This window comes from Pseudomonas sp. O230, assembly GCF_045447035.1.
Lineage (GTDB): Bacteria > Pseudomonadota > Gammaproteobacteria > Pseudomonadales > Pseudomonadaceae > Aquipseudomonas.
Map to the genome: position 1 here is coordinate 432869 of NZ_JBJGXN010000004.1, position 25818 is coordinate 458686.

The 25818-nt window shown below is 60.4% G+C and carries 24 protein-coding genes; 19 read left to right on the forward strand and 5 right to left on the reverse strand.

Annotated elements, in window-relative coordinates; all coding sequences use genetic code 11:
* Positions 1–209: 209 nt before the first annotated feature.
* The 11 genes from edd (at position 210) to ACI77H_RS10900 (ending at position 13828) form a co-directional block, all read left to right on the forward strand.
* A complete protein-coding gene (gene edd, locus ACI77H_RS10850) occupies positions 210–2036 on the forward strand; it encodes a phosphogluconate dehydratase (protein ID WP_407011893.1) in 1827 nt (608 codons plus the stop codon).
* Positions 2033–2983 carry a glucokinase gene (locus ACI77H_RS10855; protein WP_407011894.1) on the forward strand — a complete coding sequence of 317 codons (951 nt, stop codon included), beginning with the start codon at positions 2033–2035 and terminating at the stop codon, positions 2981–2983. Before edd ends, ACI77H_RS10855 begins: the two co-directional genes overlap by 4 nt.
* 172 nt (positions 2984–3155) lie before the next feature.
* The gene (locus ACI77H_RS10860; RefSeq protein ID WP_007903365.1) at positions 3156–3887 is read left to right on the forward strand and encodes a response regulator; all 732 of its coding nucleotides are present in this window, start codon (positions 3156–3158) and stop codon (positions 3885–3887) included.
* The gene (locus tag ACI77H_RS10865; protein WP_407011895.1) at positions 3877–5346 is read left to right on the forward strand and encodes an ATP-binding protein; all 1470 of its coding nucleotides are present in this window, start codon (positions 3877–3879) and stop codon (positions 5344–5346) included. Before ACI77H_RS10860 ends, ACI77H_RS10865 begins: the two co-directional genes overlap by 11 nt.
* Before the next feature lie 204 nt (positions 5347–5550).
* On the forward strand, positions 5551–6810 hold the full coding sequence (locus ACI77H_RS10870; protein WP_407011896.1) for an AGE family epimerase/isomerase: 1260 nt from the start codon (positions 5551–5553) through the stop codon (positions 6808–6810).
* A 117-nt stretch (positions 6811–6927) separates the two neighbouring features.
* Positions 6928–8235 (forward strand): ABC transporter substrate-binding protein, encoded by a 1308-nt coding sequence (locus ACI77H_RS10875; RefSeq protein WP_407011897.1) that lies wholly within the window; start codon positions 6928–6930, stop codon positions 8233–8235.
* A 160-nt stretch (positions 8236–8395) separates the two neighbouring features.
* On the forward strand, positions 8396–9304 hold the full coding sequence (locus ACI77H_RS10880; RefSeq protein ID WP_314531714.1) for a sugar ABC transporter permease: 909 nt from the start codon (positions 8396–8398) through the stop codon (positions 9302–9304).
* Positions 9297–10142: a carbohydrate ABC transporter permease gene (locus ACI77H_RS10885; RefSeq protein ID WP_407011898.1), complete on the forward strand. Its 846-nt coding sequence runs from the start codon at positions 9297–9299 to the stop codon at positions 10140–10142. Before ACI77H_RS10880 ends, ACI77H_RS10885 begins: the two co-directional genes overlap by 8 nt.
* Before the next feature lie 4 nt (positions 10143–10146).
* Positions 10147–11307, forward strand: a complete 1161-nt coding sequence (locus ACI77H_RS10890; RefSeq protein WP_407011899.1) for an ABC transporter ATP-binding protein — start codon at positions 10147–10149, stop codon at positions 11305–11307.
* 207 nt (positions 11308–11514) lie between these two features.
* Positions 11515–12861: a carbohydrate porin gene (locus ACI77H_RS10895; RefSeq protein WP_407011900.1), complete on the forward strand. Its 1347-nt coding sequence runs from the start codon at positions 11515–11517 to the stop codon at positions 12859–12861.
* 112 nt (positions 12862–12973) lie between these two features.
* Positions 12974–13828 (forward strand): D-hexose-6-phosphate mutarotase, encoded by an 855-nt coding sequence (locus ACI77H_RS10900; RefSeq protein WP_407011901.1) that lies wholly within the window; start codon positions 12974–12976, stop codon positions 13826–13828.
* A 148-nt stretch (positions 13829–13976) separates the two neighbouring features.
* On the opposite strand, the gene ACI77H_RS10905 is transcribed toward ACI77H_RS10900, so the two are convergent.
* Positions 13977–14837 carry a MurR/RpiR family transcriptional regulator gene (locus ACI77H_RS10905; protein ID WP_172825977.1) on the reverse strand — a complete coding sequence of 287 codons (861 nt, stop codon included), beginning with the start codon at positions 14835–14837 and terminating at the stop codon, positions 13977–13979.
* Between the two features lie 242 nt (positions 14838–15079).
* Between ACI77H_RS10905 and zwf the strand changes: the two genes are divergently transcribed.
* The 4 genes from zwf (at position 15080) to ACI77H_RS10925 (ending at position 18840) form a co-directional block, all read left to right on the forward strand.
* Positions 15080–16549, forward strand: coding sequence for a glucose-6-phosphate dehydrogenase (zwf, locus tag ACI77H_RS10910; protein ID WP_150634016.1), 1470 nt, complete (start codon positions 15080–15082; stop codon positions 16547–16549).
* Positions 16536–17249, forward strand: a complete 714-nt coding sequence (gene pgl, locus ACI77H_RS10915) for a 6-phosphogluconolactonase (RefSeq protein WP_407011902.1) — start codon at positions 16536–16538, stop codon at positions 17247–17249. Before zwf ends, pgl begins: the two co-directional genes overlap by 14 nt.
* A 17-nt stretch (positions 17250–17266) precedes the next feature.
* Positions 17267–17932, forward strand: coding sequence for a bifunctional 4-hydroxy-2-oxoglutarate aldolase/2-dehydro-3-deoxy-phosphogluconate aldolase (locus ACI77H_RS10920; RefSeq protein ID WP_407011903.1), 666 nt, complete (start codon positions 17267–17269; stop codon positions 17930–17932).
* Positions 17933–18114: 182 nt separating this feature from the next.
* Positions 18115–18840 (forward strand): intradiol ring-cleavage dioxygenase, encoded by a 726-nt coding sequence (locus ACI77H_RS10925; RefSeq protein ID WP_407011904.1) that lies wholly within the window; start codon positions 18115–18117, stop codon positions 18838–18840.
* Positions 18841–18842: 2 nt separating this feature from the next.
* On the opposite strand, the gene ACI77H_RS10930 is transcribed toward ACI77H_RS10925, so the two are convergent.
* Entirely contained in the window at positions 18843–20024 is a 1182-nt protein-coding gene (locus ACI77H_RS10930; RefSeq protein ID WP_407011905.1) for an aminotransferase class V-fold PLP-dependent enzyme, read from the reverse strand.
* A gap of 9 nt (positions 20025–20033) precedes the next feature.
* The gene (locus tag ACI77H_RS10935; RefSeq protein ID WP_003213031.1) at positions 20034–20270 is read right to left on the reverse strand and encodes a DUF3820 family protein; all 237 of its coding nucleotides are present in this window, start codon (positions 20268–20270) and stop codon (positions 20034–20036) included.
* Between the two features lie 204 nt (positions 20271–20474).
* On the opposite strand from ACI77H_RS10935, the gene ACI77H_RS10940 reads away from it, so the two are divergent.
* From ACI77H_RS10940 to ACI77H_RS10955, 4 genes are all read left to right on the forward strand, one after another.
* Positions 20475–20942, forward strand: coding sequence for a PA2169 family four-helix-bundle protein (locus tag ACI77H_RS10940; protein ID WP_407011906.1), 468 nt, complete (start codon positions 20475–20477; stop codon positions 20940–20942).
* Between the two features lie 157 nt (positions 20943–21099).
* Entirely contained in the window at positions 21100–23088 is a 1989-nt protein-coding gene (locus ACI77H_RS10945; RefSeq protein ID WP_407011907.1) for an FUSC family protein, read from the forward strand.
* Positions 23075–23281 (forward strand): DUF1656 domain-containing protein, encoded by a 207-nt coding sequence (locus tag ACI77H_RS10950; RefSeq protein WP_407011908.1) that lies wholly within the window; start codon positions 23075–23077, stop codon positions 23279–23281. The genes ACI77H_RS10945 and ACI77H_RS10950 overlap by 14 nt, the downstream gene beginning before the upstream one ends.
* Before the next feature lie 10 nt (positions 23282–23291).
* Positions 23292–24152 carry an efflux RND transporter periplasmic adaptor subunit gene (locus ACI77H_RS10955; protein ID WP_407011909.1) on the forward strand — a complete coding sequence of 287 codons (861 nt, stop codon included), beginning with the start codon at positions 23292–23294 and terminating at the stop codon, positions 24150–24152.
* A gap of 38 nt (positions 24153–24190) precedes the next feature.
* On the opposite strand, the gene ACI77H_RS10960 is transcribed toward ACI77H_RS10955, so the two are convergent.
* Complete coding sequence (locus ACI77H_RS10960; protein WP_008151121.1) at positions 24191–24661, reverse strand: MaoC family dehydratase; 471 nt, start codon at positions 24659–24661, stop codon at positions 24191–24193.
* A 42-nt stretch (positions 24662–24703) separates the two neighbouring features.
* Entirely contained in the window at positions 24704–25648 is a 945-nt protein-coding gene (locus ACI77H_RS10965) for an alpha/beta hydrolase (protein WP_407011910.1), read from the reverse strand.
* Between the last annotated feature and the right edge of the window lie 170 nt (positions 25649–25818).

A 25818-nucleotide genomic window follows, 5' to 3' on the forward strand; every position in this document is an offset into this window, starting at 1 on the left:
GCCGTCGTTTTGTTGTTGGAATTGCAAGATTATTCGCATAAAAATAGAAAACAAGCCTTTTTAGTGGCAATATTTTGTTCGATCTACAACGAGTGACCTGAATCAACTGGTCCGAATGATCAAGAAAGCCGTCTGTCATCCCAACCACAACGGCACTTGTTCAGCATAGACAATCAGGTCGCCACATCCGTTAGCCTGGAGTTCTACACATGCATCCCCGCGTCCTTGAGGTCACCGAACGGCTTATCGCCCGCAGCCGCGCAACCCGCGAGGCTTACCTTGCGCTCATTCGCGGTGCAGCCAGCGACGGTCCGATGCGCGGCAAGCTGCAATGCGCCAACTTCGCCCACGGCGTCGCCGGTTGCGGCACCGAAGACAAGAACAGTCTGCGGATGATGAACTCCGCCAACATCGCGATTGTTTCGTCATATAACGACATGCTCTCGGCGCACCAGCCGTACGAAGTCTTTCCCGAACAGATCAAAAAAGCCCTGCGCGAAATCGGCTCCGTCGGCCAGTTCGCCGGTGGCACCCCGGCCATGTGCGATGGCGTGACCCAAGGCGAGCCGGGCATGGAACTGAGCCTGCCAAGCCGTGAAGTGATCGCGCTGTCCACCGCGGTTGCCCTTTCCCACAACATGTTCGACGGCGCGCTGATGCTCGGCATCTGCGACAAGATCGTCCCGGGCCTGATGATGGGCGCGCTGCGCTTCGGTCATCTGCCGATGATCTTCGTGCCGGGCGGGCCGATGGTCTCGGGCATCTCCAACAAGCAGAAAGCCGATGTGCGCCAGCGCTATGCCGAAGGCAAGGCCAGCCGCGAAGAGCTGCTGGAGTCGGAAATGAATTCCTACCACAGCCCCGGCACCTGCACTTTTTACGGCACCGCCAACACCAACCAGTTGCTGATGGAAGTCATGGGCCTGCATTTGCCAGGCTCGTCTTTCGTCAACCCGAACACGCCGTTGCGTGATGCGCTGACCCGCGAAGCGGCGCATCAGGTCACGCGCCTGACCAAGCAAAATGGCAACTTCATGCCGATCGGTGAAATCGTCGACGAACGTTCGCTGGTCAACTCGATCGTGGCGCTGAACGCTACCGGCGGCTCGACCAACCACACCTTGCACATGCCGGCCATCGCCATGGCGGCGGGCATTCAACTGACCTGGCAGGACATGGCCGACCTCTCTGAAGTCGTGCCGACCCTGAGCCACGTCTACCCGAACGGCAAAGCCGACATCAACCATTTCCAGGCAGCGGGCGGCATGTCGTTCCTGATCCGCGAACTGCTGGAAGCCGGGCTGCTGCACGAAAACGTCAACACCGTGCTTGGCCATGGCCTGAGCCGCTATACCCAGGAACCGTTCCTCGATAATGGCGAATTGGTCTGGCGCGAAGGCGTGACCGACAGCCTCGATGAAACCATCCTGCGCCCGGTCGCTCGAGCGTTCTCGCCTGAGGGCGGCTTGCGGGTGATGGAAGGCAACCTCGGTCGTGGGGTGATGAAAGTCTCGGCGGTCGCTTTGGAAAACCAGATCGTCGAAGCACCGGCGATGGTGTTCCAGGATCAGCAGGACCTGGCCGATGCGTTCAAGGCCGGTTTGCTGGAGAAGGATTTCGTTGCCGTCATGCGCTTCCAGGGCCCGCGCTCCAACGGCATGCCGGAACTGCACAAGATGACGCCGTTCCTCGGCGTGCTGCAGGATCGCGGCTTCAAAGTCGCGCTGGTGACTGACGGGCGCATGTCCGGCGCTTCGGGGAAAATCCCGGCGGCGATTCACGTCAGCCCTGAAGCGTATGTGGGCGGCGCTTTGGCCCGCGTGCAAGAGGGCGATATCATCCGCGTCGATGGCGTCAAAGGCACCCTGGAGATTAAGGTCGACGCCGCCGAATTCGCCGCGCGCGAACCTGCCAAAGGCCTGTTGGGCAACAACATTGGTAGCGGTCGCGAGCTGTTTGGTTTCATGCGCATGGCCTTCAGCTCCGCAGAGCAGGGCGCCAGCGCCTTTACTTCTGCCCTGGAGACGCTTAATTGAAACTGGCTTTGGTCGGTGACATCGGTGGGACCAACGCACGTTTCGCGTTGTGGAAAAACCAGCAACTGGAATCGATCCAGGTGCTGGCGACGGCGGACCATGCCAGCCCGGAAGAGGCGATTGCGCTCTACCTGAGCGGGCTCGGTCTGGCGTTGGGTTCGATTGGTTCGGTGTGCCTGTCGGTGGCCGGCCCGGTGAGCGGCGACGAATTCAAGTTCACCAACAATCACTGGCGCCTCAGTCGCAAGGCGTTCTGCCAGACCTTGCAGGTGGAGCAACTGCTGCTGGTCAACGATTTCTCGGCGATGGCGCTGGGCATGACGCGCTTGCAGCCGGGCGAATTCCGCGTGGTTTGCGAAGGCACGCCAGAGCCATTGCGTCCGGCGGTGGTGATTGGTCCGGGCACGGGGTTGGGCGTTGGCACGTTGCTCGACTTGGGCGAGGGTCGCTTCGCCGCGTTGCCGGGCGAGGGCGGGCACGTCGATTTGCCGTTGAGCAGCCCGCGTGAAACTCAGCTGTGGCAGCACATCTTCAACGAGATTGGGCATGTCAGCGCTGAAACCGTGTTGAGCGGCGGCGGCTTGCCGCGAGTCTATCGGGCGATCTGCGCGGTGGACGGGCATGTGCCGGTGCTCGAAACGCCCGAAGCGATTACCGCGGCCGGTCTGGCGGGTGATCCGATTGCCCTCGAAGTGCTGGAGCAGTTCTGCTGCTGGCTCGGTCGCGTGGCCGGCAACAACGTGCTCACCACTGGTGCGCGCGGTGGCGTGTTTATCGTCGGTGGCGTGATTCCGCGGTTTGCCGATTTCTTTGTCGAAAGCGGTTTTGCCCGGTGCTTTGCCGACAAGGGCTGCATGAGCGATTACTTCAAGGGGATACCGGTGTGGCTGGTGACGGCGCCGTATTCCGGGTTGGTGGGTGCGGGTGTGGCGCTCGACCAGGCATAAGACCGAGTCGCTTCCATCGCTGGCAAGCCAGCTCCTACAGGGTTTTGGTGTTCTTGAATTCGACGCGAATCCTGTAGGAGCTGGCTTGCCAGCGATAGGGCCCTCACGGACACATAGATTTATGATCGATCAGGCATAATCCGCTCCATTCAAACAACAAGGACGCCGCCCCGTGAGCTCAGTCAACAAGTCGATTTTGTTGGTCGATGACGATCAAGAGATACGCGAGTTGCTGGACACCTACCTGACCCGTGCGGGTTTTCAGGTACGTACCACGCCCGACGGCGCCGGTTTCCGCCAGGCGTTGAACGAGGCGCCGAGCGATCTGGTGATCCTCGACGTGATGCTGCCGGACGAAGACGGTTTCAGCCTCTGCCGCTGGATTCGCCAGCACCCGCGTCAGGCGCAAGTGCCGATCATCATGCTCACCGCCAGCTCCGACGAAGCCGACCGCGTCATCGGCCTGGAGCTGGGCGCCGACGACTACCTCGGCAAACCCTTCAGCCCCCGTGAATTGCAGGCGCGAATCAAGGCCTTGTTGCGTCGTGCGCAATTCGGTCAGGAGCGTTCCGGCAGTGAAGTGCTGGCGTTCGATGACTGGCGGCTGGACATGGTCAGTCATCGGCTGTTCCACATCGATGGCGAAGAAGTGATTCTCTCCGGCGCCGATTTCGCCCTGCTGAAACTGTTCCTCGACCACCCCCAGGAAATCCTCGACCGCGACACCATCGGTAATGCCACCCGTGGCCGCGACCTGATGCCGCTGGACCGCATCGTCGACATGGCGGTCAGCCGTTTGCGCCAACGCCTGCGCGACACGGAAAAACCGCCGCGACTGATTCGCACCGTGCGCGGCAGCGGTTATCAGCTGGCAGCCAATGTGGTTGCCAGCAATGGTCACTGAGGTTTTGCGCAAGCTCGCGGCAAAGGTTCCGGTCCCGCGTTCGCTGCTCGGGCGGATGCTGCTGTTGACCTTGCTCGCCGTGTTGTTCGCCCAGGCCTTGTCGAGTGTGATCTGGGTCTCGCAACTGCGCGCCACGCAGCTGGAAGGCCTGGTCACCAGCGCCCGCAGCCTCGCGCATTCGATGACCGCCAGTGTCAGTTATTTCCGCTCGTTGCCCGTCGCATTCCGGCCGCTGGTGCTCGACCAGTTGCGCAGCATGGGCGGCACCCGCTTCGTGGTCACCCTCAACGACAAACCCCTGGGCATGCAAGTGCTGCCGATCACCCCGCGCAAAGAGGCGGTGCTCAAAGCCGTGGACGAAGTGCTGCGCCAGTCGCTGGGGCAGGACACCGATATCTCGGTGACGTTCGTCAGCCCCGAAGACCTGCGAATCTTCAACGGCGGCCTGAAACTCGACGAATTGCCGCGCTCCTGGGCGCATTACGCGCTGACGCTGGAGCCGGTAAATCCGCCGGTGCTGGTCACGCAAATCCAGATGGCGCCGGGCGAGTGGTTGTACATCGCCTCGCTGTTGCCCGAGCCCTACACCAGCCTTGAAGAGCAAGGTCTGCCGGCGCAGCAAGTCTGGTTCATCATTCTCACCAGCGGCTTTTTGCTGTTGTTCATCGGCCTGCTGGTGCATTGGCAAAGTCGTCCTCTCAAGCGCTTGGCGCGGGCGGCGCGGGACATGTCCCTCGGGGCTGAGGTCGAGCCGGTGGCGGAGGGCGGCGGCAGTGAAGTGGTGGAAGTGGGCCGGGCTTTCAATGCGATGCGTGAACGCATCAGCCGTTACCTGACCGAACGCAGCCAGTTGTTCAGCGCGATTTCCCATGATTTACGCACGCCGATTACCCGTTTGCGCCTGCGCGTGGAATTGCTTGAGGACGAAAGGCTGCAAGCCAAATTCGGTCGCGATCTGGATGAGCTGGAGCTGCTGGTCAAAGGGGCGCTGCAATGTGTGAAAGACACCGACATTCACGAGAACATTGAGCCGGTGGACCTCAACCATGTGCTCGATTGCCTGGTGGAGCCGTATCTGGCGCCTAACGGCAATGGTCGCGTGACCCAGCAGGGGCGCGCGCTGGCAGCGTATCCGGGCAAACCGCTGGCGCTCAAACGCTGCATCGGCAACCTGATCGACAACGCCTTGAAGTACGGGCAGAACGCGCACCTGCACATCGATGACGACGAGAACGCGTTTGTCCTGCATGTCGACGACGAAGGGCCGGGTGTGCCGGAGCAGCGGCTGGAGCAGGTGTTCGAGCCGCACTTCCGTCTGGCCGGTCAGCAGCAGGGGTATGGGTTGGGGTTGGGGATTGCGCGCAACATTGCGCATAGCCATGGCGGGGAGGTCAGCCTGCAAAACCTGCGTGAAGGTGGGTTGCGGGTGACGTTGCAGTTGCCGCGCTCATTTGACTGACACACAAACAATTGTAGGCGCCAGCTTGCTGGCGATAGCGTCATTGAAAGCGCCATCGCCAGCAAGCTGGCGCCTACAAAAGCAAACTGCAAAACATTCTGCGAAATGTCACAACTCAGTGACATAACTCGCCCCCTTCGTTACAAGCCCGCCACCGCCCGTTGTTTAGACTGCCCGCAGTCATAACAACAAAAAAGGCACCCCATGGACACCTTCCAACCCGCGTTCAGCAGTTGGCTGAACGCCCCCGCCCATCAGCAATGGCTCGCCGCCGAAGGCCTGCGCCTGCTGGCATTCGCCAAGGCGTCGAAGCTTGCCGATGGCTTCGGCAATCTCGACGAAAAGGGCTGTCTCCCGGCCCATGCCCGCGCCGAAACCATGAACACCGCGCGCATGACCCACAGCTTTGCCATGGCGCATATCCAGGGACTGCCGGGTTTCGCCGAGCTGGTGGATCATGGCATCAACGCCCTCCGTGGGCCGTTGCGTGACGCCGAACATGGCGGCTGGTTCGCCACCGCGCATCCTGCTGACGACAACACCGGCAAGGCCGCTTACCTGCACGCCTTCGTCGCCCTGGCCGCCAGCTCAGCGGTGGTCGCGCAACGACCCGGTGCGCAAGCCTTGCTCGATGACGCGATCCACATCATCGACACGCATTTCTGGAGCGAGGAGGAGGGCGCGATGCGCGAATCCTTCAACCGCGACTGGCGTGAGGAGGAACGTTATCGCGGCGCCAACAGCAACATGCACGCCACCGAAGCCTTCCTCGCCCTGGCCGATGTCACCGAAGACAAACGCTGGTTGTGCCGTGCGCAACGCATTGTCGAGCGTGTGATCCATGGTCACGCCGCCGCCAACGATTACCTGGTGGTCGAGCATTTCGACCGCGACTGGCAGCCGCTGCGCGACTACAACCACGACAACCCGGCCGACGGTTTTCGGCCTTACGGCACCACGCCGGGCCACGGCTTCGAGTGGGCTCGACTGTTGCTGCACCTCGAAGCGGCGCGGGTGCACGCCGGGATGCTGACCCCCGGCTGGCTCGTCACCGACGCGCAAAGACTCTTCGAACACAACTGCCGGCACGGCTGGGATATCGACGGGCTGCCCGGGATTGTCTACACCCTCGACTGGGACAATCGCGCAGTGGTTCGCCATCGTTTGCACTGGACCCATTGCGAAGCCAGCGCCGCCGCCAGCGCGCTGCTCAAGCGCACCGGCGAGGCGCAATACGAAAGCTGGTATCGACTGTTCTGGGAATTTTGTGAGCGATATTTCATCGATCGCTGCGAGGGCAGTTGGCACCATGAGCTCAATCCGCAGAACCAGCCGAGCGCTGATATCTGGGGTGGGAAACCCGATCTTTATCACGCCTGGCAAGCCGTGTTGATTCCGCGCCTGCCGCTGGCGCCGAGCATGGCCAGTGCCTTGGCGAGGTTGTCCCAGAGCGGTTCTATGTAACCATGCGGTGACATTCACGCGTCCCTTCGTTACCTGCGAGGGGATGACTCCTGTTTAAAATCCAATGCAGCGCAAGCACCAGACTTGCATGCATAACAACAAGAAAGGTACTTCTAGATGAATGCGATTTCTCGCCTCGCTACTGTCATTTCTCTCGCGTCGCTGCTTCCCCTCAGTGCATTTCCCCTCAGTGCCCTTGCCGCCGATTCCAAAGGTTCAGTGGAAGTCGTTCACTGGTGGACGTCGGGTGGTGAAAAAGCAGCGGTCGATGTCCTCAAGGCTCAAGTCGAAAAAGACGGCTTCACCTGGAAGGACGGCGCAGTCGCCGGTGGTGGCGGTTCCACGGCCATGACCGTACTGAAAAGCCGCGCAGTCGCCGGTAACCCGCCAGGCGTTGCCCAGATCAAGGGTCCGGACATCCAGGAGTGGGGCAGCACTGGCCTGCTCAGCACCGACACCCTGAAAGACGTCGCCAAGTCGGAAAAGTGGGATGAGCTGCTGTCGAAGAAAGTCTCCGACACCGTCAAGTACGAAGGTGACTACGTCGCCGTTCCGGTGAACATTCACCGCGTGAACTGGCTGTGGATCAACCCGCAAGTGTTCAAGAAAGCCGGGATCGACAAAGCCCCGACCACCCTCGAAGAATTCTACGCCGCTGGCGACAAGCTCAAGGCCGCCGGCTTCATCGCGCTCGCCCACGGTGGCCAGCCTTGGCAGGACAGCACGGTGTTTGAAGACGTGGTGCTCTCGGTCATGGGCGCCGACGGTTACAAAAAAGCGCTGGTAGACCTGGATCAGAAAACCCTTTCCGGGCCTGAGATGATCAAGTCGTTCACCGAGCTGAAAAAACTCACTGGCTACATGGACCCGAACCGCGCCGGTCGTGACTGGAACATCGCTGCGGCCGACGTCATCAACGGCAAGGCCGGTATGCAGATGATGGGCGACTGGGCGAAAAGCGAATGGACTGCGGCGAAGAAAGTCGCCGGCAAGGACTACCAGTGCGTGCCGTTCCCGGGCACCGAAAAAGCCTTCACCTACAACATCGACTCGATGGCTGTATTCAAGTTGAAAGCTGATCGCAAGGGCGACATCGCCGCCCAGCAAGACCTGGCCAAAGTTGCGTTGGGTACGGACTTCCAGAAAGTCTTCAGCATCAACAAGGGTTCGATCCCGGTCCGCACCGACATGCTGAACGAGATGGACAAGCTCGGTTTTGACGCCTGCGCTCAAACCGCCGCCAAGGACTTCCTGGCGGACGAGAAGACCGGCGGCCTGCAACCAAGCATGGCGCACAACATGGCCACTTCCCTGGCCGTGCAAGGCGCGATCTTCGACGTGGTCACCAACTTCATGAACGACAAGGATGCTGACCCGGCCAAGGCCAGCGCCCAACTGGCATCGGCTGTAAAAGCCGCCCAGTAATCCCGGAGCCGCAGGTACGCCTGTGGCCTGACCCGACGCGCTCTACTGTAGGAGCCGGCTTGCCGGCGAGGCGGTGTGCCTGACACACCGCGGAGCCTGAATCGCTGGCAAGCCAGCTCCTGCAGATTGCTCTTCACTTCTCTGAACCTGGATTATCCCGATGAGCTCTGTGGCGGTTTTCAGCAAAGCCTCACCGTTCGATGCGCTGCAACGCTGGTTACCCAAGTTGGTACTCGCGCCAAGCATGCTCATCGTGTTGGTTGGTTTCTACGGTTACATCATCTGGACATTCGTACTGTCCTTCACCAATTCCAGCTTCATGCCGAGCTACAAATGGGTCGGCCTGCAGCAATACACCCGGCTGCTGGACAACGATCGCTGGTGGGTCGCGAGCAAGAACCTCGCGCTCTTCGGCGGCATGTTCATCGGCATCAGCCTGGTGTTGGGCGTGTTCCTCGCGGTGCTGCTGGACCAGCGCATTCGCAAGGAAGGCTTCATCCGCACCGTTTACCTGTACCCGATGGCGCTGTCGATGATCGTCACCGGTACCGCGTGGAAATGGCTGCTCAACCCAGGCCTGGGCCTGGACAAAATGTTGCGTGACTGGGGCTGGGAAGGCTTCCGACTCGACTGGCTGGTGGATCAGGATCGCGTGGTTTACTGCCTGGTGATCGCCGCCGTGTGGCAAGCCTCCGGGTTTGTGATGGCGATGTTCCTGGCCGGTTTGCGCGGTGTCGATCAATCGATCATCCGTGCCGCACAAGTCGACGGTGCGAGCCTGCCGACCATCTATTTGAAGATCGTCTTGCCGAGCCTGCGCCCGGTGTTTTTCAGCGCCTTCATGATCCTCGCGCACATCGCGATCAAGAGCTTCGACCTGGTGGCGGCAATGACTGCGGGCGGTCCTGGCTACTCATCCGACCTGCCGGCGATGTTCATGTATTCCTTCACTTTCAGCCGTGGCCAGATGGGCATTGGTTCGGCGAGCGCCATGCTGATGCTCGGTGCCGTGCTGACCATCCTCGTGCCGTACCTGTACTCCGAATTGCGAGGCAAGCGCCATGAGTAATCAACTTGGCAAACCCGCCTTGAGTTTCAGCCGCATCGCGATCTACGCCACGCTGTTGCTCGCCGCGGCGGTCTATCTGATCCCGCTGGTGGTGATGCTGCTGACCAGTTTCAAATCCCCGGAAGACATCCGCACCGGCAACCTGCTGAGCTGGCCGACTGTCATTGACGGCATCGGCTGGATCAAGGCCTGGGACAGTGTCGGCAGCTATTTCTGGAACTCGGTGAAAATCACCGTGCCCGCCGTCCTGATCTCCACTTTCATCGGTGCAATGAACGGCTACGTGCTGTCGATGTGGCGCTTCCGCGGTTCGCAACTGTTCTTCGGCCTGTTGCTGTTCGGCTGCTTCCTGCCGTTCCAGACCGTGCTGCTGCCAGCCTCGTTCACCCTCGGCAAGCTCGGCCTGGCCAACACCACGACCGGTCTGGTGCTGGTGCACGTGGTCTACGGTCTGGCGTTCACCACGCTGTTCTTCCGCAACTACTACGTGAGCATCCCGGATGCGCTGGTCAAGGCGGCTCGCCTGGATGGCGCGGGCTTCTTCACGATCTTCTGGAAGATCCTGCTGCCGATGTCGATCCCGATCGTGATGGTCTGCCTGATCTGGCAGTTCACCCAGATCTGGAATGACTTCCTGTTCGGCGTGGTCTTCGCCAGCGGCGATGCGCAGCCAATCACCGTGGCCCTGAACAACCTGGTCAACACCAGCACCGGGGCCAAGGAATACAACGTTGATATGGCCGCCGCGATGATCGCCGGGCTGCCGACACTGCTGGTCTACATATTCGCTGGCAAGTATTTCCTGCGTGGGCTGACGTCCGGCGCGGTCAAGGGGTAGAAACATGGCAACTCTCGAATTACGCAACGTCAACAAAACCTACGGCGCCGGTTTGCCGGACACCCTGAAAAACATCGAACTGAAGATCGATGACGGTGAGTTCCTGATTCTGGTCGGCCCGTCGGGCTGCGGTAAATCCACGCTGATGAACTGCATCGCCGGCCTGGAAACCATCAGCGGTGGCGCGATCCTGGTGGACGACGCTGACATCAGCGGCATGAGCCCGAAAGATCGCGACATCGCCATGGTGTTCCAGTCCTATGCGCTGTACCCGACCATGAGCGTGCGCGACAACATCGCCTTCGGCCTGAAGATTCGCAAAATGCCCACGGTGGAAATCGACGAAGAAGTCGCTCGCGTGGCCAAGCTGTTGCAGATCGAGCATCTGCTGGGCCGCAAGCCCGGCCAGCTCTCCGGTGGTCAGCAACAGCGCGTGGCGATGGGCCGTGCCCTGGCGCGGCGACCGAAGATTTACCTGTTCGACGAACCGCTGTCCAACCTCGACGCCAAGCTGCGGGTCGAGATGCGCACCGAAATGAAACTGATGCACCAGCGCCTGAAAACCACCACGGTTTACGTGACCCACGACCAGATCGAAGCGATGACGCTGGGCGACAAGGTGGCGGTGATGAAGGACGGGATCATCCAGCAGTTCGGCACGCCGAAAGACATCTACAACAACCCGGCCAACCTGTTCGTGGCGAGCTTCATCGGTTCACCGCCGATGAACTTCATCCCTCTGCGTTTGCAGCGCAAGGACGGTCGTCTGGTGGCGCTGCTCGACAGCGGTCAGGCGCGCTGCGAATTGCCGTTGGGCATGCAGGACGCCGGTCTGGAAGACCGCGAAGTGATCCTCGGCATGCGCCCTGAACAAATCGTGCTGGCGGGCAGCGAAGCCAATGGTTTGCCGACCATTCGCGCCGAAGTGCAGGTCACCGAACCGACTGGTCCCGACACGCTGGTGTTCGTCAATCTCAACGGCACCAAAGTCTGCTGCCGCCTGGCGCCGGACGTCGCACCGGCCGTGGGCGAGACCCTGACCCTGCAATTCGATCCATCGAAAGTGCTGCTGTTCGATGCCAAGACCGGAGAGCGCCTGGGGGTGGCCGGTGTGGCGAAAACCGAAGTGCACAGCGCCAACGTGACCCAATTCAAAGGCCGCTGAAGATCAATGTAGGAGCCGGCTTGCCGGCGATAGCGGACTGACATTCAACATCAATGTCGACAGTTAAACCGCTTTCGTCGGAACGCCGCCCGCAGCAAGCCGGCTCATGCAAAGGGGAGATCCGCGGCGGGTGGCCTGTCACCCGTCGCAACCGATGTAACCGCGTTAGATAAAAACAGTTAATAACAATAAAACGAGGATGTAGGGATGAAGAAGAACAACAACGCTCAGCTTATCTGCCAGTTGTCGGCGATTGCGGCAATGATGCTGGCCGGTAGCGTGCACGCGGCTGACGCGTTCAGCGCCGATTCCGAATGGATGACCGGCGATTGGGGTGGCGAGCGGACAAAGCTGATCGAACAAGGCATCGACATCAAGATGGACTACGTCGGTGAAGTAGGCGGCAACCTTCACGGCGGCTACAACAACGACAAGACAGCGCGTTACGCCGACCAGTTTGGCCTGGGCGTTGCGCTGGACCTGCAAAAGCTGTGGGGCTGGGATAACACCCAGGCGAAGATCCAGCTGACCAACCGTAACGGCGAAAACATCTCCAATGACCGTGTCGGCGACCCGCGCGCCGGCACCTTGAGTTCCTCCCAGGAAGTCTACGGTCGTGGCCATATGGTGCGTCTGACCCAGTTGTGGATCAAGCACCAGTTCCTCGACGGCAAACTGGACGTCAAGGCCGGTTACTTCGGTGAAGGCGAAGACTTCAACACCTTCCCGTGCGAGTTCCAGAACCTGGCGTTCTGCGGTTCCCAGGTGGGTAACTGGGCAACCAACATCTGGTACAACTGGCCGGTTAGCCAGGCTGCGGTCCGCGTGAAGTACAACATCTCGCCTGAGTTCTATGCGCAGATCGGCGCGTACAACCAGAACCCGTCGCAACTGGAACACGGTAACGGCTTCAAGCTCAGCGGCAGTGGTACCAAAGGCACCGTGTTGCCGGTCGAACTGGTCTGGTTGCCAAACCCGAACAACCTGCCGGGCGAATACCGTGTCGGTTACTACAAAAGCACGGCGAAGGCCGATGACGTTCGTGAAGACGAAAATGGTGCTGATGCGGCCACCAGTGGCAACGCTTACCGCAGCCACAGCAGCAAGTCCGGGTACTGGTTCGTGGCGCAGCAGCAGCTGACCGACCACAACGGTGACAAGAGCCGCGGCCTGACCGTTTCGGCCAACGCCACGTTCCACGATAAGGACACCAACATCGTCGACAACTACCAGTCGCTGATGCTGGTGTACAAAGGCCCGTTCGATGCGCGTCCAAAAGATGACGTCGGTATCGGTGCCGCCCGTATCCATGTCAACGATGACGTGAAGAAAAACGCCGAGTTGGTCAACGCCTCCAACAATGTCACTGACTATCAGGATCCGACGTTCTCGCCACTGCGTAACACCGAGTACAACTACGAGATCAACTACGGCTTCCACGTTACCAACTGGCTGACCGTGCGTCCTAACCTGCAATACATCACTCACCCGGGCGGTGTGGATGAAGTCGATAACGCGCTGGTCGCCGGGGTGAAAATTCAGTCGGTGTTCTAACGCTGTTGCGATAAGCTCCTCTCTATGTGCGCATTTTTGCGGACAGCCCAGGCTGTCCGCTTTTTTTTGGGGTGGCGCCCCCCGGTAAAGATGATTTTCAGGACCGTGGCACATGCATGAGCATCCGCTACAACGCTTCTTCAAATCCTTGCGCGAACGTCCGGTGTTTGCGTGGGAGCGTTATCAGATGCGCGACGTATTGGTGATCGACCACCCACTGTGTCAGGCAGTGTTCAGTCGTCAGGGCGCGCAGTTGCTGCACTTTCAGCCCAAGGACCAGAAGCCCTGGCTCTGGTGCGCGGCGAAGTGGCCGCACGTCGGTGCGATTCGCGGCGGTGTGCCGGTGTGCTGGCCGTGGTACGGACGGCATCCGAGTGAAAACGCCTGGCCGTCCCATGGCTGGGCGCGGTTGCTGGACTGGAAACTCCTCGACAGCAGTCATGACGACGACGGCGTGCGGCTGCACTGGCAACTGCAGTTGTGCGACTGGCAAGTGGACCTGCATGCCCACCTTGGCGAACGCATGGAGTTGCGCCTGAGCACCGAGCATCAAGACAGCCTGCCGTGCCAATTGAGTCAGGCATTGCACGCCTATTGGCGTATTGGTGATGTCGGTGAGATAGCGCTGTCTGGGCTCGACGGCGCGCAAGGTTATGACCAGTTGAACCGACAGGCTTGCCAGCAGGAAGGCGAGTTGCGGGTGGAGGGCGGCTGTCAGCGGGTGTTCCAGCATGACGGCGAATTGCAGCTCAAGGACCACGCCTGGCAGCGGGAATTGTGTATCGATACCGGCGATGATGCAGACACGGTGGTCTGGCATCCCGGGACGCGGCCGCTATTGGGCGTCAGTTGGAACGAGATTTCCGAGTTTGTCTGTGTGGAAGCGGCGAGCGGCGGGACCGATAGCCTGAGCCTGGCGCCGGGGCAGAAGGCGCATTTGAGTTTGCAGGCAAGGGTTGGGGCTTAGCTCAATTCTGCGGTGTTGTACCGGGCCTCATCGCGGGCAAGCCCGCTCCCACAGGTTCGGTGGCAGTCGCAGGTTTTGTGCTCGACACGGACACTGTGGGAGCGGGCTGGCCCGCGATGAGGCCAGATCAGGTAATGAACATATTGGCCTAGTTGAACTCATCCCCTACCGGATACCGGCTCGCATTCAGGCTCTCTTTGATCTTGCGCAAATGCGGCTGGAAATCCACGCCACGGCGCAACGTCATGCCGGTCGCTAACACGTCCAGCACGGTCAACTGAATGATCCGCGACGTCATCGGCATATAGATGTCGGTGTCTTCCGGCAATGGAATGTTCAGGCTCAGCGTACTGGCCTTGGCCAGCGGTGAACCCTCGGCCGTCAGACCGAGCACCGAAGCGCCGTTTTCCCGGGCGATACGCGCCACTTCCACCAGTTCGCGGGTGCGACCAGTGTAGGAAATGATCACGAACAACTCACCGGTGTGCGCCACTGAAGCAATCATGCGCTGCATCAGCACGTCCGCATGGGCGGTGACGGCCAGGTTGAAGCGGAAGAATTTGTGCTGTGCGTCCAGCGCCACCGGGGCTGAAGCGCCGAGGCCGAAGAAGTGGATCTGCCGAGCCTGGATCAACAGGTCGACGGCGCGGCTGATCAGATTCGGGTCGAGTGCCTGCAAAGCGCTATCCAGTGAGGCGATGGCGCTGCCGAAAATCTTCTTGGTATAGGCTTCCGGATTGTCGTCGGCCTCGACCGCGCGGCTGACATACGCCGCACCGCTGGCCAGGCTCTGGGCCAGTTGCAGCTTGAGCTCCGGGTAGCCGCTGACGCCGAACGAACGGCAGAAACGGTTGACCGTCGGCTCGCTGACCTTGGAGGCCTGGGCGAGGGCGGCGATGCTGAACCGGGTGGCCTGCTCTGGGTTGAGCAGGATCACTTCGGCGACTTTGCGTTCTGCCTTGTTCAGGTCTTCAAGACGATTCTGGATCTGTTCCAGTAAATTTCGCACGCGGTCCATATGGTTTCCTAGGTTCGCCTACAAGAGTGCTCTGCGATGCAAGCAAGCGTGCTGCTATGCAAATTGGGACTTTGATACTGTCCCAAACGGTGGCCTATCCTACTGATGGCTCCGACCGACCACCACTCGGAATCTGTATTTTGCGAAAATGTTGTGGTTATTACTACATTTCTGCTTGAGCGATGCCTTGAAAAAAGGTATTTGTAGCTTAACTTGATAAAAGAACAAACATCATGCCTTCGATTACGGTTGAACCGTGCACCTTTGCCTTGTTCGGCGCGCTTGGCGATCTGGCCCTGCGCAAGCTGTTTCCTGCCCTCTATCAACTCGACGGCGCAGGCCTGCTGCACGAAGACACGCGCATCATCGGGCTGGCCCGTGAGCCCGGCAGTGAGCAGGAGCATCTGGCGTTCATCGCTGCCGAGCTGCGCCGCTATGTCGGTGCCAAAGAGCTGGATGAAGCGGTGGTCGAACGCTTTCTGGCTCGCCTGACCTATCTGCACGTCGATTTCCTCAAGTCCGAAGACTATGTGGCCCTGGCCGAAATGGCCGGCAGCGCTCAACGAGTGATTGCCTATTTCGCCACGCCAGCCGCCGTTTATGGCGCGATCTGCGAGAACCTGGCGAAGGTCGGTCTGGCCGAGAACACCCGCGTGGTGTTGGAAAAGCCGATCGGTTCGGACCTCGAATCCTCGCGCAAGGTCAACGACGCCGTGGCGCAGTTCTTCCCGGAGAATCGCACCTACCGCATCGACCACTACCTGGGCAAAGAGACCGTTCAAAACCTCATCGCCCTGCGTTTCGCCAACAGCCTGTTCGAAACCCAGTGGAACCAGAATTACATTTCCCACGTGGAAATCACCGTGGCCGAGAAGGTCGGGATCGAAGGCCGCTGGGGCTACTTCGACAAGGCCGGTCAGCTGCGGGACATGATCCAGAATCACCTGCTGCAACTGCTTTGCCTGATCGCCATGGACCCGCCGGCTGACCTGTCCGCCGACAGTATTCGTGACGAGAAAGTCAAAGTGCTCAAGGCGCTGGCGCCGATCAGCCCGGAAGGCCTGACCACCCAAGTGGTGCGCGGCCAGTACATCGCCGGGTACAGCGAAGGCAAACCGGTTCCTGGCTACCTCGAAGAACCGAATTCCAACACACAGAGCGACACCGAAACCTTCGTTGCCCTGCGGGCCGACATCCGCAACTGGCGTTGGGCCGGCGTGCCGTTTTACCTGCGTACCGGCAAGCGCATGCCGCAAAAACTGTCGCAGATCGTCATCCACTTCAAGGAACCGTCGCACTACATCTTCGCCCCCGAGCAGCGCCTGCAAATCAGCAACAAGCTGATTATCCGCCTGCAACCGGACGAAGGCATTTCCTTGCGTGTGATGACCAAAGAACAAGGCCTGGACAAAGGCATGCAGCTGCGCAGCGGTCCGTTGCAGCTGAATTTTTCCGACACCTGGCGTAGCGCACGGATTCCCGATGCCTACGAGCGGTTGTTGCTGGAAGTGATGCGCGGCAATCAGAACCTGTTTGTCCGTAAAGATGAAATCGAAGCCGCGTGGAAGTGGTGTGACCAGTTGATCGCCGGGTGGAAGAAATCCGGTGATGCGCCCAAGCCGTACGCGGCCGGGTCCTGGGGGCCGATGAGCTCAATTGCACTGATCACGCGGGACGGGAGGTCGTGGTATGGCGATATCTAATTTACAACTGCCGCAGGGCGTCAGCGCCCACGCGTTCAAAAGCCCGGTGCTGCTGGCCGAAGGCCTGGCATTGCAGGTGGCCAGGCAACTGAGCGACGCAATCGAGGCTCAAGGCACGGCCACGCTGGTGGTGTCCGGCGGACGCAGTCCTGTGGCGTTTTTCCAGCACCTGGCCAAGCAGGCACTGGACTGGTCGAACGTGGTCGTCAGCCTGGCGGATGAGCGCTGGGTGCCGGTTGAACATGCCGACAGCAATGCCGGTCTGCTCAAGCGTTACCTGTTGCAAGGCCCGGCCGCCAAGGCTCAGTTCCTGAGCCTGTACAGCGCCAGCGCCAACCTTGAACAAGCGGCCGAACAGGCTGATCGCTTGCTCGCCGAGCTGCCGGCGATTGACGTGCTGGTGCTGGGCATGGGCGACGACGGCCACACCGCGTCGCTGTTCCCGAACAGCCCGAACCTGGCCGACGCCTTGAAAAGCGACGGCACCCGTCGTTGCTACCCGATGCTGGCACCCACCGTACCGCATCAGCGCCTGACCATGAGTCGCGCGTTGCTGGCCTCGGCCAAACACACCGCTCTATCGATTTCCGGTCAGTCCAAGCTGGCCACCCTGAGTGCCGCATTGGCCGGTGACGATGTCGCCGCCATGCCGATTCGCGCGTTTCTGCAACCTACGTTAGAGATTTACTGGTGCCCATGAGCCAAGGAACAGCCGCTATGACAATCCCATCCCCGACCGTTTCCATGGCGGACAAAGTTGCCCTGATCGACAGCCTCTGCGCCAAGGCGCGGATTCTGCCGGTGATCACCATCGCTCGCGAACAGGACGTGCTGCCATTGGCTGACGCCCTCGCGGCCGGTGGCCTGACAGCCCTGGAAGTGACCCTGCGTTCGCAGTTCGGCCTCAAGGCCATCCAGATCCTGCGCGAGCAGCGTCCGGAACTGGTGACCGGTGCCGGCACCGTGCTCGATCGCCAAATGCTGGCCGCCGCTGAAGCCGCTGGTTCGCAGTTCATCGTCACACCGGGCATCACCCGTGATCTGCTCGAAGCCAGCGTCAGCAGCCCGATCCCGCTGTTGCCAGGCATCAGCAACGCCTCGGGCATCATGGAAGGCTACGGCTTGGGCTATCGCCGCTTCAAGCTGTTCCCGGCGGAAGTCAGCGGTGGCGTCGCGGCAATCAAAGCCTTGGGCGGGCCGTTCGGCGAAGTGAAATTCTGCCCGACCGGCGGCGTCAGCCCGGCCAACATCAAGAGCTACATGGCGTTGAAAAACGTGATGTGCGTGGGCGGTAGCTGGATGCTTGATCCGGAGTGGATCAAGAACGGCGACTGGGCCCGCATTCAGGAATGCACCGCCGAGGCCTTGGCGCTGCTGGACTGATTTGCTTTTACCCAACACTTCGTTGTGTGTTCTACGGCTTTACGGTGCGCTTGGTCGGTGCACCGTTTTTTTTGCCCAACGAAAAACCATTTTCCGTAGGCGCCGGCTTGCGATACATAGTTACCGCATCTCGCCACTGATCCAGCGTTAACCTGCGTTCATCTTATGGAAAAGAGAACGTCATGGACGCCACCACCCCAGTTACACCCTCACCAGCGGCTTACCTGCTGTCACCCGAACAGATTGCCGGCCCGTATTTTCGCAATCCGAAACTGATCAGGCGAAACATCAGCGAAGGCATGGACGGCATTCCGTTGGTGCTGCGGCTGACGATCATCGATGCAATGACCCGTGAACCCGTCAAAGGGGCCATCGTCGACATCTGGCATTGCAGCGCTCGCGGCACCTATTCGGGGTGGAGCAAAATCAACCCCGACAAGGAAGTCGACGTCGGCGACATCGGCGCGATCCCGCGTACCGACGACGACACTTATCTGCGCGGCGGGCAGTTCACCGACCAGAAGGGCATCGTGCGGTTTACCACGATTTATCCGGGGTTCTATGCCGGTCGCGCGCTGCACATACACGTCGCGGTCCGAGTCACTGCCGGCAACAACTATCTCGAAGAGCGCCACGTCGCCTGGGTCGGCCAACTGTACTTTCCCGAAGTGGCCTCGCGCTCGGTGCTCAATGCCCGGGAATACAGCGGTCGAACCGTCACCGCGCTGACCAACGACGAGGATTACTACTACGCCACCATGGGCGGCGAAGCCTCGACCCTGAACGTGCACACCCTCGGTCGCGACTCGAAAGAAGACGGTTTTTTCGGGCACATGACCATTGGCATCGACACATTCGCGATTTCATCGCAGATCAAACCGGAGGACTTCGACAAGTACACCGTGTGATGTCAGCGCAGCTCGTTCAGTGCCATGCTCAGCGCATCCATCTCTGCTGCGGTGGTGGTCAGTCCCGGCGTGATGCGGATGCACGGACCACTCGCTGCACCGCTGCGAGCCACGGTGAACAGGTTGTAGTCCTTGAGCAGCCGTTCGGCCATTGCTTGTTGGTCGGCGTGCCGGGTAAAGCGCATCGACGTGATGCCGCAATACAGTCGCGGGTCGTCCGGGGTCATCACGTCGATGCCCGGCAAGTCACGCACGGCGCTGACCCAGCGATTGCGCAGGTAATTGAGCCGAGCGCCCTTGGCGGTGGAACCGCCCATTGCCCGATGCTCTTCGAACACCAGCGGCAGGGTCAGCAGCGCCGGGATGTTGGGCGTGCTGTACGGTGTGCGGGCGCGAATGTCGGTGATCGGGAAATGCATTTCGCCCATGTCCGGGTCGATGTCGGCGAGGCGCTCCGGGGCAATGTAGATGAAGCCCAGAGTCAGCGGCGCACCGATCCATTTGTGCAGGTTGAAACCGGCGAACGCGATGCCGAGGTCATCGAGATTGAACTCGATCTGGCCGAGCGCATGGGCGCCGTCGAGGATCACGTCGATCCCGTGTTCCCTGGCGGCGGCAGCAATCGCCCGCACCGGCATCACCAGACCGGTGCGGTGAGTGACGTGAGTCAGGGCCATCAGTTTGAGCTTTGGGTATCGCACGAAGGCGTCGCGGTAAGTCGCCAGCAAACTGTCGAAACTGGCGGGGTGTGCATGTTCGATCTCGATCACTTCCACACCGCGATGTCGGGCCAGCCAACGCATCGCGCCTTTGACCGTGTCGTATTCCAGATCGCAGATCAGCACCTGGTCACCGGGTTGCAAGCGATTGTAATTGCGGATCAGCGATTGCAAACCGTCCGAGGCGTTGCGGGTGAAGGCGACGGATTCAGCCGTCACGCCCACCAGGTCGGCGAGCTGTGCGCGAACCTGTTCGTTTTCAACCTGTTCGAAACGCTGGCGCACATGCACCGAGTTGCTGCGATTGATGAGTTCGATGTTGCGCTGGTATTCCTCGACCACCGTGCGCGACATGCGCCCGAAGTAACCATTTTCGAGGTTGATCGGGCCGGGTTCGACGGCATAGCGGTCGGCAAAGGTTTGCCAGAACATTTCATCACGGGCGCGGCGGGCGTTATCGGGCATGGGGACGGCTCAGTGGCGAGGGGCGGGTTTGCCGTGTTTGGCGCGCAGCGGTTCAAGCAGCTCCGACAAACCGTTGTGATCGATTTCCTGCATCAGGGCGAGCAGGCCCCCCAGTTCTCCATGGGGGAAGCCTTCGCGGGCGAACCAGTTCAGGTAGGGGCCGGGCAGGTCGGCAATGATGCGGCCCTTGTATTTGCCGAAAGGCATTTCGCGGGTAATCAGCAGTTCGAGCTTTTCAGGGTTCATCAATCGGTCGTCTTGATTCAACAGCCTTGGAAAATACAGGCATTCTGCATGCAGGCCAATTGACAGATCATGCAAAAAAAGCGGATACAGATTTTCTCTTTGATATTAAGTTATTGAAATATAAGTAATAAATTATCAATTCAAAGCTGGCATGCACGGTGCAATACCTATTGCATCTTTCATCAACCCGCAAGGAATTGAAAAATGACCGACCTCAATAAAGAAGCGATCTCTGTACTCAACGACCTGATTGAAACCAGTAAAGATGGTCAGGAAGGGTTCAAGACTTGCGCTGAAGACATCAAACATCCTGAACTGAAAACGCTGTTCATCACTCGCTCCGCCGACTGCGCCACTGCGGCCTCCGAACTGCAAACTGCAGTTCGTTCGATGGGCGGTGATCCGGAAACGTCCACCAGCGTCAGCGGTGACTTGCATCGTCGCTGGGTCGACGTGAAAGCGGTGTTCACCGGCAAAGATGAAGAAGCCGTGCTGAACGAAGCCGAACGCGGTGAAGATCATGCGCTGAAGGCTTACAAAGAAGCCATCGAGAAAATCAATAAGCACAACCTGGTGGGCATTCGTGACCTGGTTGAACGTCAGTACCATGGCGTGCAACGCAACCACGATCAGGTGAAAGCCCTGCGCAACCAGGCTCGCGCACGTTCGTAAGCGCGTAAAGTCTGTCAAAAACGCCAGCCAGCCTGGCGTTTTTTTGTGCCTGGGTTTTAGCGCTGGACGCCTGATAGATAGCCAGCTAATAATTTGTTTTCCAAGTCACTTCGATGAACCCGACTATCGTTAAATCGTCCCTTCAAGAGTGTTTTACGTGCCCATCACTTTGCAGGCTTTATTCGCGCCTGACCGCCGCGCCCTACAGTTCGCGATCAAGACGCTGATCGGTGGCGGCCTGGCATTGTGGCTGGCATTGCGCTGGGGCCTGGAGCAACCGGCCTGGGCGCTGATGACAGCGTTCATCGTCGCTCAACCGTTGTCCGGGATGGTGGTGCAAAAGGGCTTGGCGCGGTTGCTGGGGACGCTGATCGGGACCCTGATGTCGGTGGTGTTCATGGGCCTGTTCGCCCAGACGCCGTGGCTGTTTCTGCTGGCATTGGCGTTGTGGCTAGGGTTGTGTACGGCGAGTTCGACGCTGTTGCGCAGTGCCTGGTCTTATTCATTTGTGCTGGCCGGTTATACGGTGGCGATCATCGCGTTACCGGCCATCGCCCATCCGCTGACGGTGTTCGACCAAGCCGTGGCGCGCTGCACGGAAATCTGTCTGGGCATTCTCTGCGCCACCGCCGCCAGTGCGTTGCTGTGGCCGATGCGGGTCGAGCGGCAATTGGCGGACCAGGCACGCGCTGCGTGGCACAGTGGCATGCATGCCGCACGCGCAACCCTGGCCGGCGATGGTCAGGCGCGCAAGGGCTTGCTGGAAATCCTCGGCCGAATCGTCGCGGTGGATGCTCAGCGCGAACATGCCTGGTTCGAGGGTGGGCTGGGCCGGCAGCGTGCAAGGGCCATCAGCGGGCTGAGCCAGAAGCTGTTGATGCTGCTACGCATTGCGCGCTCGGTGCGGCGGCAATGGAAGCAGCTTGAACCGCAGGAAGCCGAGCAGTTGATGCCGTGGATGACTGAGGTTCAGGACGCGCTCGCCAGCCCGGACCCCGCAACGCTGCAAGCCTTGCGCCCGCGTTTGCTCGATGCCAGCCATGACCCGCAGATCAGTTCCGCGCAGAGTTACTGTCTGGTCCGTTTCGCCTTGTTGATGGATACCGCGATGGCGGCGAACGCGGCATTGACTGCGGTGGAGGAGGGCAAGGAAACCGTCGACCCGCCGCGCGCCCTGACGCCGCACCGCGATCTGTCATTGGCGCTGGTGTTCGGCGCGCGCAGTGCTCTGGCGTTTCTGGTGGTGGCGTGTTTCTGGCTGGCCACCGCGTGGCCCGCCGCCTCCGGGGCGTTGCTGTTGACCTGCGTGGTGTGCAGTCTGTTCGCCAGTCGCGAAAACGGCGCACAAATCGGCATGAGTTTCATGCGCGGTATTTTTCTGGCGATCCCGGCGGCGTTCATCGTCGGCCAGATTCTGTTGCCGCAGTGGAGCGGTTTTGCATTGCTGTGCATGGGCATGGGCGTGCCGTTGTTCTTCGGCGCGCTGGGCATGGCCAGGCCGCAGATCGGCGCCACGGCCACCTCGTTCTGTCTGCATTTCATCGTGCTGGTGTCACCGCTCAACGCGATGAAATTTGATGTCGCGACGTTCTTCAACAGCGCTCAAGCCATGGTGGTGGGTGTCGGTGCGGCGGTGTTGGCGTTTCACTTGCTGATCCTGCGCAACCCGACGTGGCACGGTCGGCGCTTGCTGGCGGCGACCCTCGGCGACCTGGTGCGCCTGACCCGGCGTAATCTGCGCGGTGCCGAAAGCTGGTTCGGCGGACGCATGGCCGACCGCTTGCTGCAACTGGCGCGGCACTACCCGGAACTGCCGGAACCGGCGCGCAGTCGATGGGACGACGGCTTGCTCGGACTCGATATTGGCGATGAGTTGCTGCATTTGCGCTTGAGTCTGGCGGTGGCGCAGGCACCGGTCAGTGCCGCGCAGCGGCGGTATCTCGAGCAACTGGAAAACGTCCTTGAGCAAGGCCCGTCCGGCCACTGCGCGGATGCACTGGAACAACCCAGCGAAGAGTTTTTGAAGACTTTGTACGCATTGCCGCCCAGTGATGCGGTGAAACTGGCCCAGGGCGCGGTGCTGCAATTGCAAAACAGCTGGCGCGCCTGGTGCCATCAACAGGAGCAAAGCCATGGGCTTGCGTGAATGGTCGGTGGGCGGCGTGCTGCTCAGTCCTTTTCTGATTTATGTGCTGCTGGCGCTGCTGGTCACCGGGGGGGGGCGTCTGCTGTTGCGCCTGACCCCGGTCGGTCGCTGGATCTGGCACGAAGCGCTATTCGATTGCGCCTTGTACGTCTGTGTATTGACCGTGATCACCGTCGTCCTCGGACCTTTATAAGGAGTTGAACATGCGTACACCCGTACGTGTCGCGGTAACCCTGTGCCTGGTGGCGCTGGCGATTTTTGCCGGCTTCCATTTGTGGCAGTACTACATGCTCACGCCGTGGACCCGGGATGCACGGATTCGCGCCGACGTGGTGGTGATCGCCCCGGATGTGTCGGGCTGGGTGCGTGAACTCAAAGTCTTCGACAACCAGGCGGTGAAGGCCGGCGATCTGTTGCTGAGCATCGATCGCGACCGTTTCGAAGCGGCGCTGGAGAAGGCGCAAGCGGTGGTGCAGACCCGCCAGCAGCAACTCAATCTGCGTGAACGCGAAGCCAGTCGTCGCGCCAGCCTCGGGCCACAAGCGATCAGTGCCGAGCTGCGCGAGAACGCGCAAATCAACGCCGGCATCGCTCGTGGCGAACTGCGTGAGGCTCAGGCCGAAGCCAAGGTCGCCGAGCTCAACCTCGCCCGCAGTCAGGTCCATGCGCCACGCAGCGGCCACATCACCAATTTGCGTCTGGCCCAAGGCAACTACGTGAATGCCGGGCAACCGGTGATGGCGTTGATCGATGATTCAACGTTTTATGTGCAGGCGTATTTCGAAGAAACCAAACTGCCGCGGATTCGCGTCGGCGATCCGGTAAAGGTCTGGTTGATGAGCGCGGGAGAGGCGCTGGAAGGGCATGTGGAAAGCATCAGTCGCGGCATTACTGATCGCAATACCACGCCGGATGGGCAGTTACTGGCAGAGGTGGAGCCGACATTTAACTGGGTGAGACTGGCGCAGCGGATTCCGGTGCGAATCAAACTGGACAAGCTGCCCGAGGGGATCAACTTGAGTTCGGGGATGACGGCGAGTGTGCAGGTGCAGGAGCGGCCATAAGACCTGTAGGAGCGAGCTCCTACAGGTGTGCGCAGGGCTCAGCCGATGCTGATCGCCGGCAGAGTAGGCAGTGTTACGGTCTGCTGCTTACGCGGCGCCAGAATCTCCGCCTCGCCATCCACCACCAGCTCATCGCGCTGGTTGAACACGCGCGTGGCAATGCGCACACGAAACTTCGGCAGCTTCTCCAGAATCTCCAGGCGCACCGTCAGCGTGTCGCCAATCTTCACCGGCTTCTGAAAGCTCATCTGCTGACCGATATAAATTGTCCCCGGCCCCGGCAATTCGCAGGCAACCGCAGCGCTGATCAGTGCGCCGCTGAACATGCCGTGAGCGATACGCTCCTTGAACATGGTGCCGGCGGCGAACTCGGCGTCCAGGTGCACCGGGTTGTGGTCACCCGACATGGCGGCGAACAACTGAATGTCACGCTCTTCGACCGTCTTGCTGTAGCTGGCGGTCTGGCCGACTTCGAGGGCTTCGTATGGGGTGTTGGTAACCTGGGTCATCTGTTTCAATTCCTGTGACAAATCAAAAAAACCACAAAAAAACTATTCGGATCGGAGCGGGCGACGGTGGCTCAGGGCTTGCGCGATCCAGCTCAGCACATCGGCCGTCACTTCATCGCGATTGCTCTCGTTGAACAGTTCGTGCCGTGCCTGCGGATAAATCGTCAGCTGCAGGCTCTGGCTGCCAGCGGCGCGTAGCGCATCGGCCAGATCTTTCAGACGCTTGCCTTGACTCACCGGATCACATTCACCGCCAATCACCAGCAACGGCAGGCCCGGATCGATCTGAGCGAGATTGGACGCTTTGCTGATTTGCTGCAAGCCGCCGAGCAAATCGATCCACAGTTGATTGGTGCAGCGAAAGCCGCAGAGCGGGTCGTTGGCGTACAAGTCGACCTCTGCCGGGTCGCGGCTGAGCCAGTCGAAGCGGGTACGGGCCGGTTTGAAGGCCTTGTTGAAGGAGCCGAACGACAGCCATTCGATCAACGCGCTTCGGCCCTTCGGTCCCTGGCGCAGTCGTTCCAGGCGGGCAATCTGCCGCGCCGCACGGTAAAGCGCCACGGGCTGGAAGTTCGAGCCGCTGAGCACCGCGCCATGGAGGCTGGCGCTGTGATGCAGCAGATAAGCCTGGGCGATGTAGCTGCCCATGCTGTGCCCGAGCAGCACAATCGGCACGCCGGGATGTTGCTGGCCGATGTGCTGGTTGAGGCTGGCGAGGTCGCCGACCACCTTGCACCAGCCATCGTCGTCGGCGAAATGGCCGAGTGTCCCGTTTTCGGCAGTTTTGCCATGTCCACGCAGGTCAGGTGCGTAGACGCCGTAGCCCTGTTCACAGCATTTTTCGGCCAGACGGGCATAACGCTCACTGTGCTCGGCCATGCCGTGAGCCAGCAGGATCACCGCTTTCAACGGCGCGGCGGGCAGCCACTGGTTGACGAAGAGGCGGCTGCGGTCACTCGCGGTCAGCCAGAAGGTGTCGTGGATCATGGCGATTCCTTTGCATGGGCTCGGTCCATTGTATAGCGCATCCTGCGCTTGCCGTCTGATCAGGCCACGCCACGGCACCAAGATTCACACGGTCAATGACGGTTGTTGGCATATTTGCCTGATTCGCCATAGCTGCTAGTGTCCGTGAAGCTCCGCTTTTCAAAGGTGAC

Bases quoted from the DNA above. Each gene is read 5' to 3' on its own strand.
- edd (WP_407011893.1), top strand. From the start codon at position 210: ATGCATCCCCGCGTCCTTGAGGTCACCGAACGGCTTATCGCCCGCAGC.
- ACI77H_RS10865 (WP_407011895.1), top strand. From the start codon at position 3,877: ATGGTCACTGAGGTTTTGCGCAAGCTCGCGGCAAAGGTTCCGGTCCCG.
- ACI77H_RS10870 (WP_407011896.1), top strand. From the start codon at position 5,551: ATGGACACCTTCCAACCCGCGTTCAGCAGTTGGCTGAACGCCCCCGCC.
- ACI77H_RS10875 (WP_407011897.1), top strand. From the start codon at position 6,928: ATGAATGCGATTTCTCGCCTCGCTACTGTCATTTCTCTCGCGTCGCTG.
- ACI77H_RS10880 (WP_314531714.1), top strand. From the start codon at position 8,396: ATGAGCTCTGTGGCGGTTTTCAGCAAAGCCTCACCGTTCGATGCGCTG.
- ACI77H_RS10885 (WP_407011898.1), top strand. From the start codon at position 9,297: ATGAGTAATCAACTTGGCAAACCCGCCTTGAGTTTCAGCCGCATCGCG.
- ACI77H_RS10890 (WP_407011899.1), top strand. From the start codon at position 10,147: ATGGCAACTCTCGAATTACGCAACGTCAACAAAACCTACGGCGCCGGT.
- ACI77H_RS10895 (WP_407011900.1), top strand. From the start codon at position 11,515: ATGAAGAAGAACAACAACGCTCAGCTTATCTGCCAGTTGTCGGCGATT.
- ACI77H_RS10900 (WP_407011901.1), top strand. From the start codon at position 12,974: ATGCATGAGCATCCGCTACAACGCTTCTTCAAATCCTTGCGCGAACGT.
- zwf (WP_150634016.1), top strand. From the start codon at position 15,080: ATGCCTTCGATTACGGTTGAACCGTGCACCTTTGCCTTGTTCGGCGCG.
- pgl (WP_407011902.1), top strand. From the start codon at position 16,536: ATGGCGATATCTAATTTACAACTGCCGCAGGGCGTCAGCGCCCACGCG.
- ACI77H_RS10920 (WP_407011903.1), top strand. From the start codon at position 17,267: ATGACAATCCCATCCCCGACCGTTTCCATGGCGGACAAAGTTGCCCTG.
- ACI77H_RS10925 (WP_407011904.1), top strand. From the start codon at position 18,115: ATGGACGCCACCACCCCAGTTACACCCTCACCAGCGGCTTACCTGCTG.
- ACI77H_RS10930 (WP_407011905.1), bottom strand. From the start codon at position 20,024: ATGCCCGATAACGCCCGCCGCGCCCGTGATGAAATGTTCTGGCAAACC.
- ACI77H_RS10935 (WP_003213031.1), bottom strand. From the start codon at position 20,270: ATGAACCCTGAAAAGCTCGAACTGCTGATTACCCGCGAAATGCCTTTC.
- ACI77H_RS10940 (WP_407011906.1), top strand. From the start codon at position 20,475: ATGACCGACCTCAATAAAGAAGCGATCTCTGTACTCAACGACCTGATT.
- ACI77H_RS10950 (WP_407011908.1), top strand. From the start codon at position 23,075: ATGGGCTTGCGTGAATGGTCGGTGGGCGGCGTGCTGCTCAGTCCTTTT.
- ACI77H_RS10955 (WP_407011909.1), top strand. From the start codon at position 23,292: ATGCGTACACCCGTACGTGTCGCGGTAACCCTGTGCCTGGTGGCGCTG.
- ACI77H_RS10960 (WP_008151121.1), bottom strand. From the start codon at position 24,661: ATGACCCAGGTTACCAACACCCCATACGAAGCCCTCGAAGTCGGCCAG.
- ACI77H_RS10965 (WP_407011910.1), bottom strand. From the start codon at position 25,648: ATGATCCACGACACCTTCTGGCTGACCGCGAGTGACCGCAGCCGCCTC.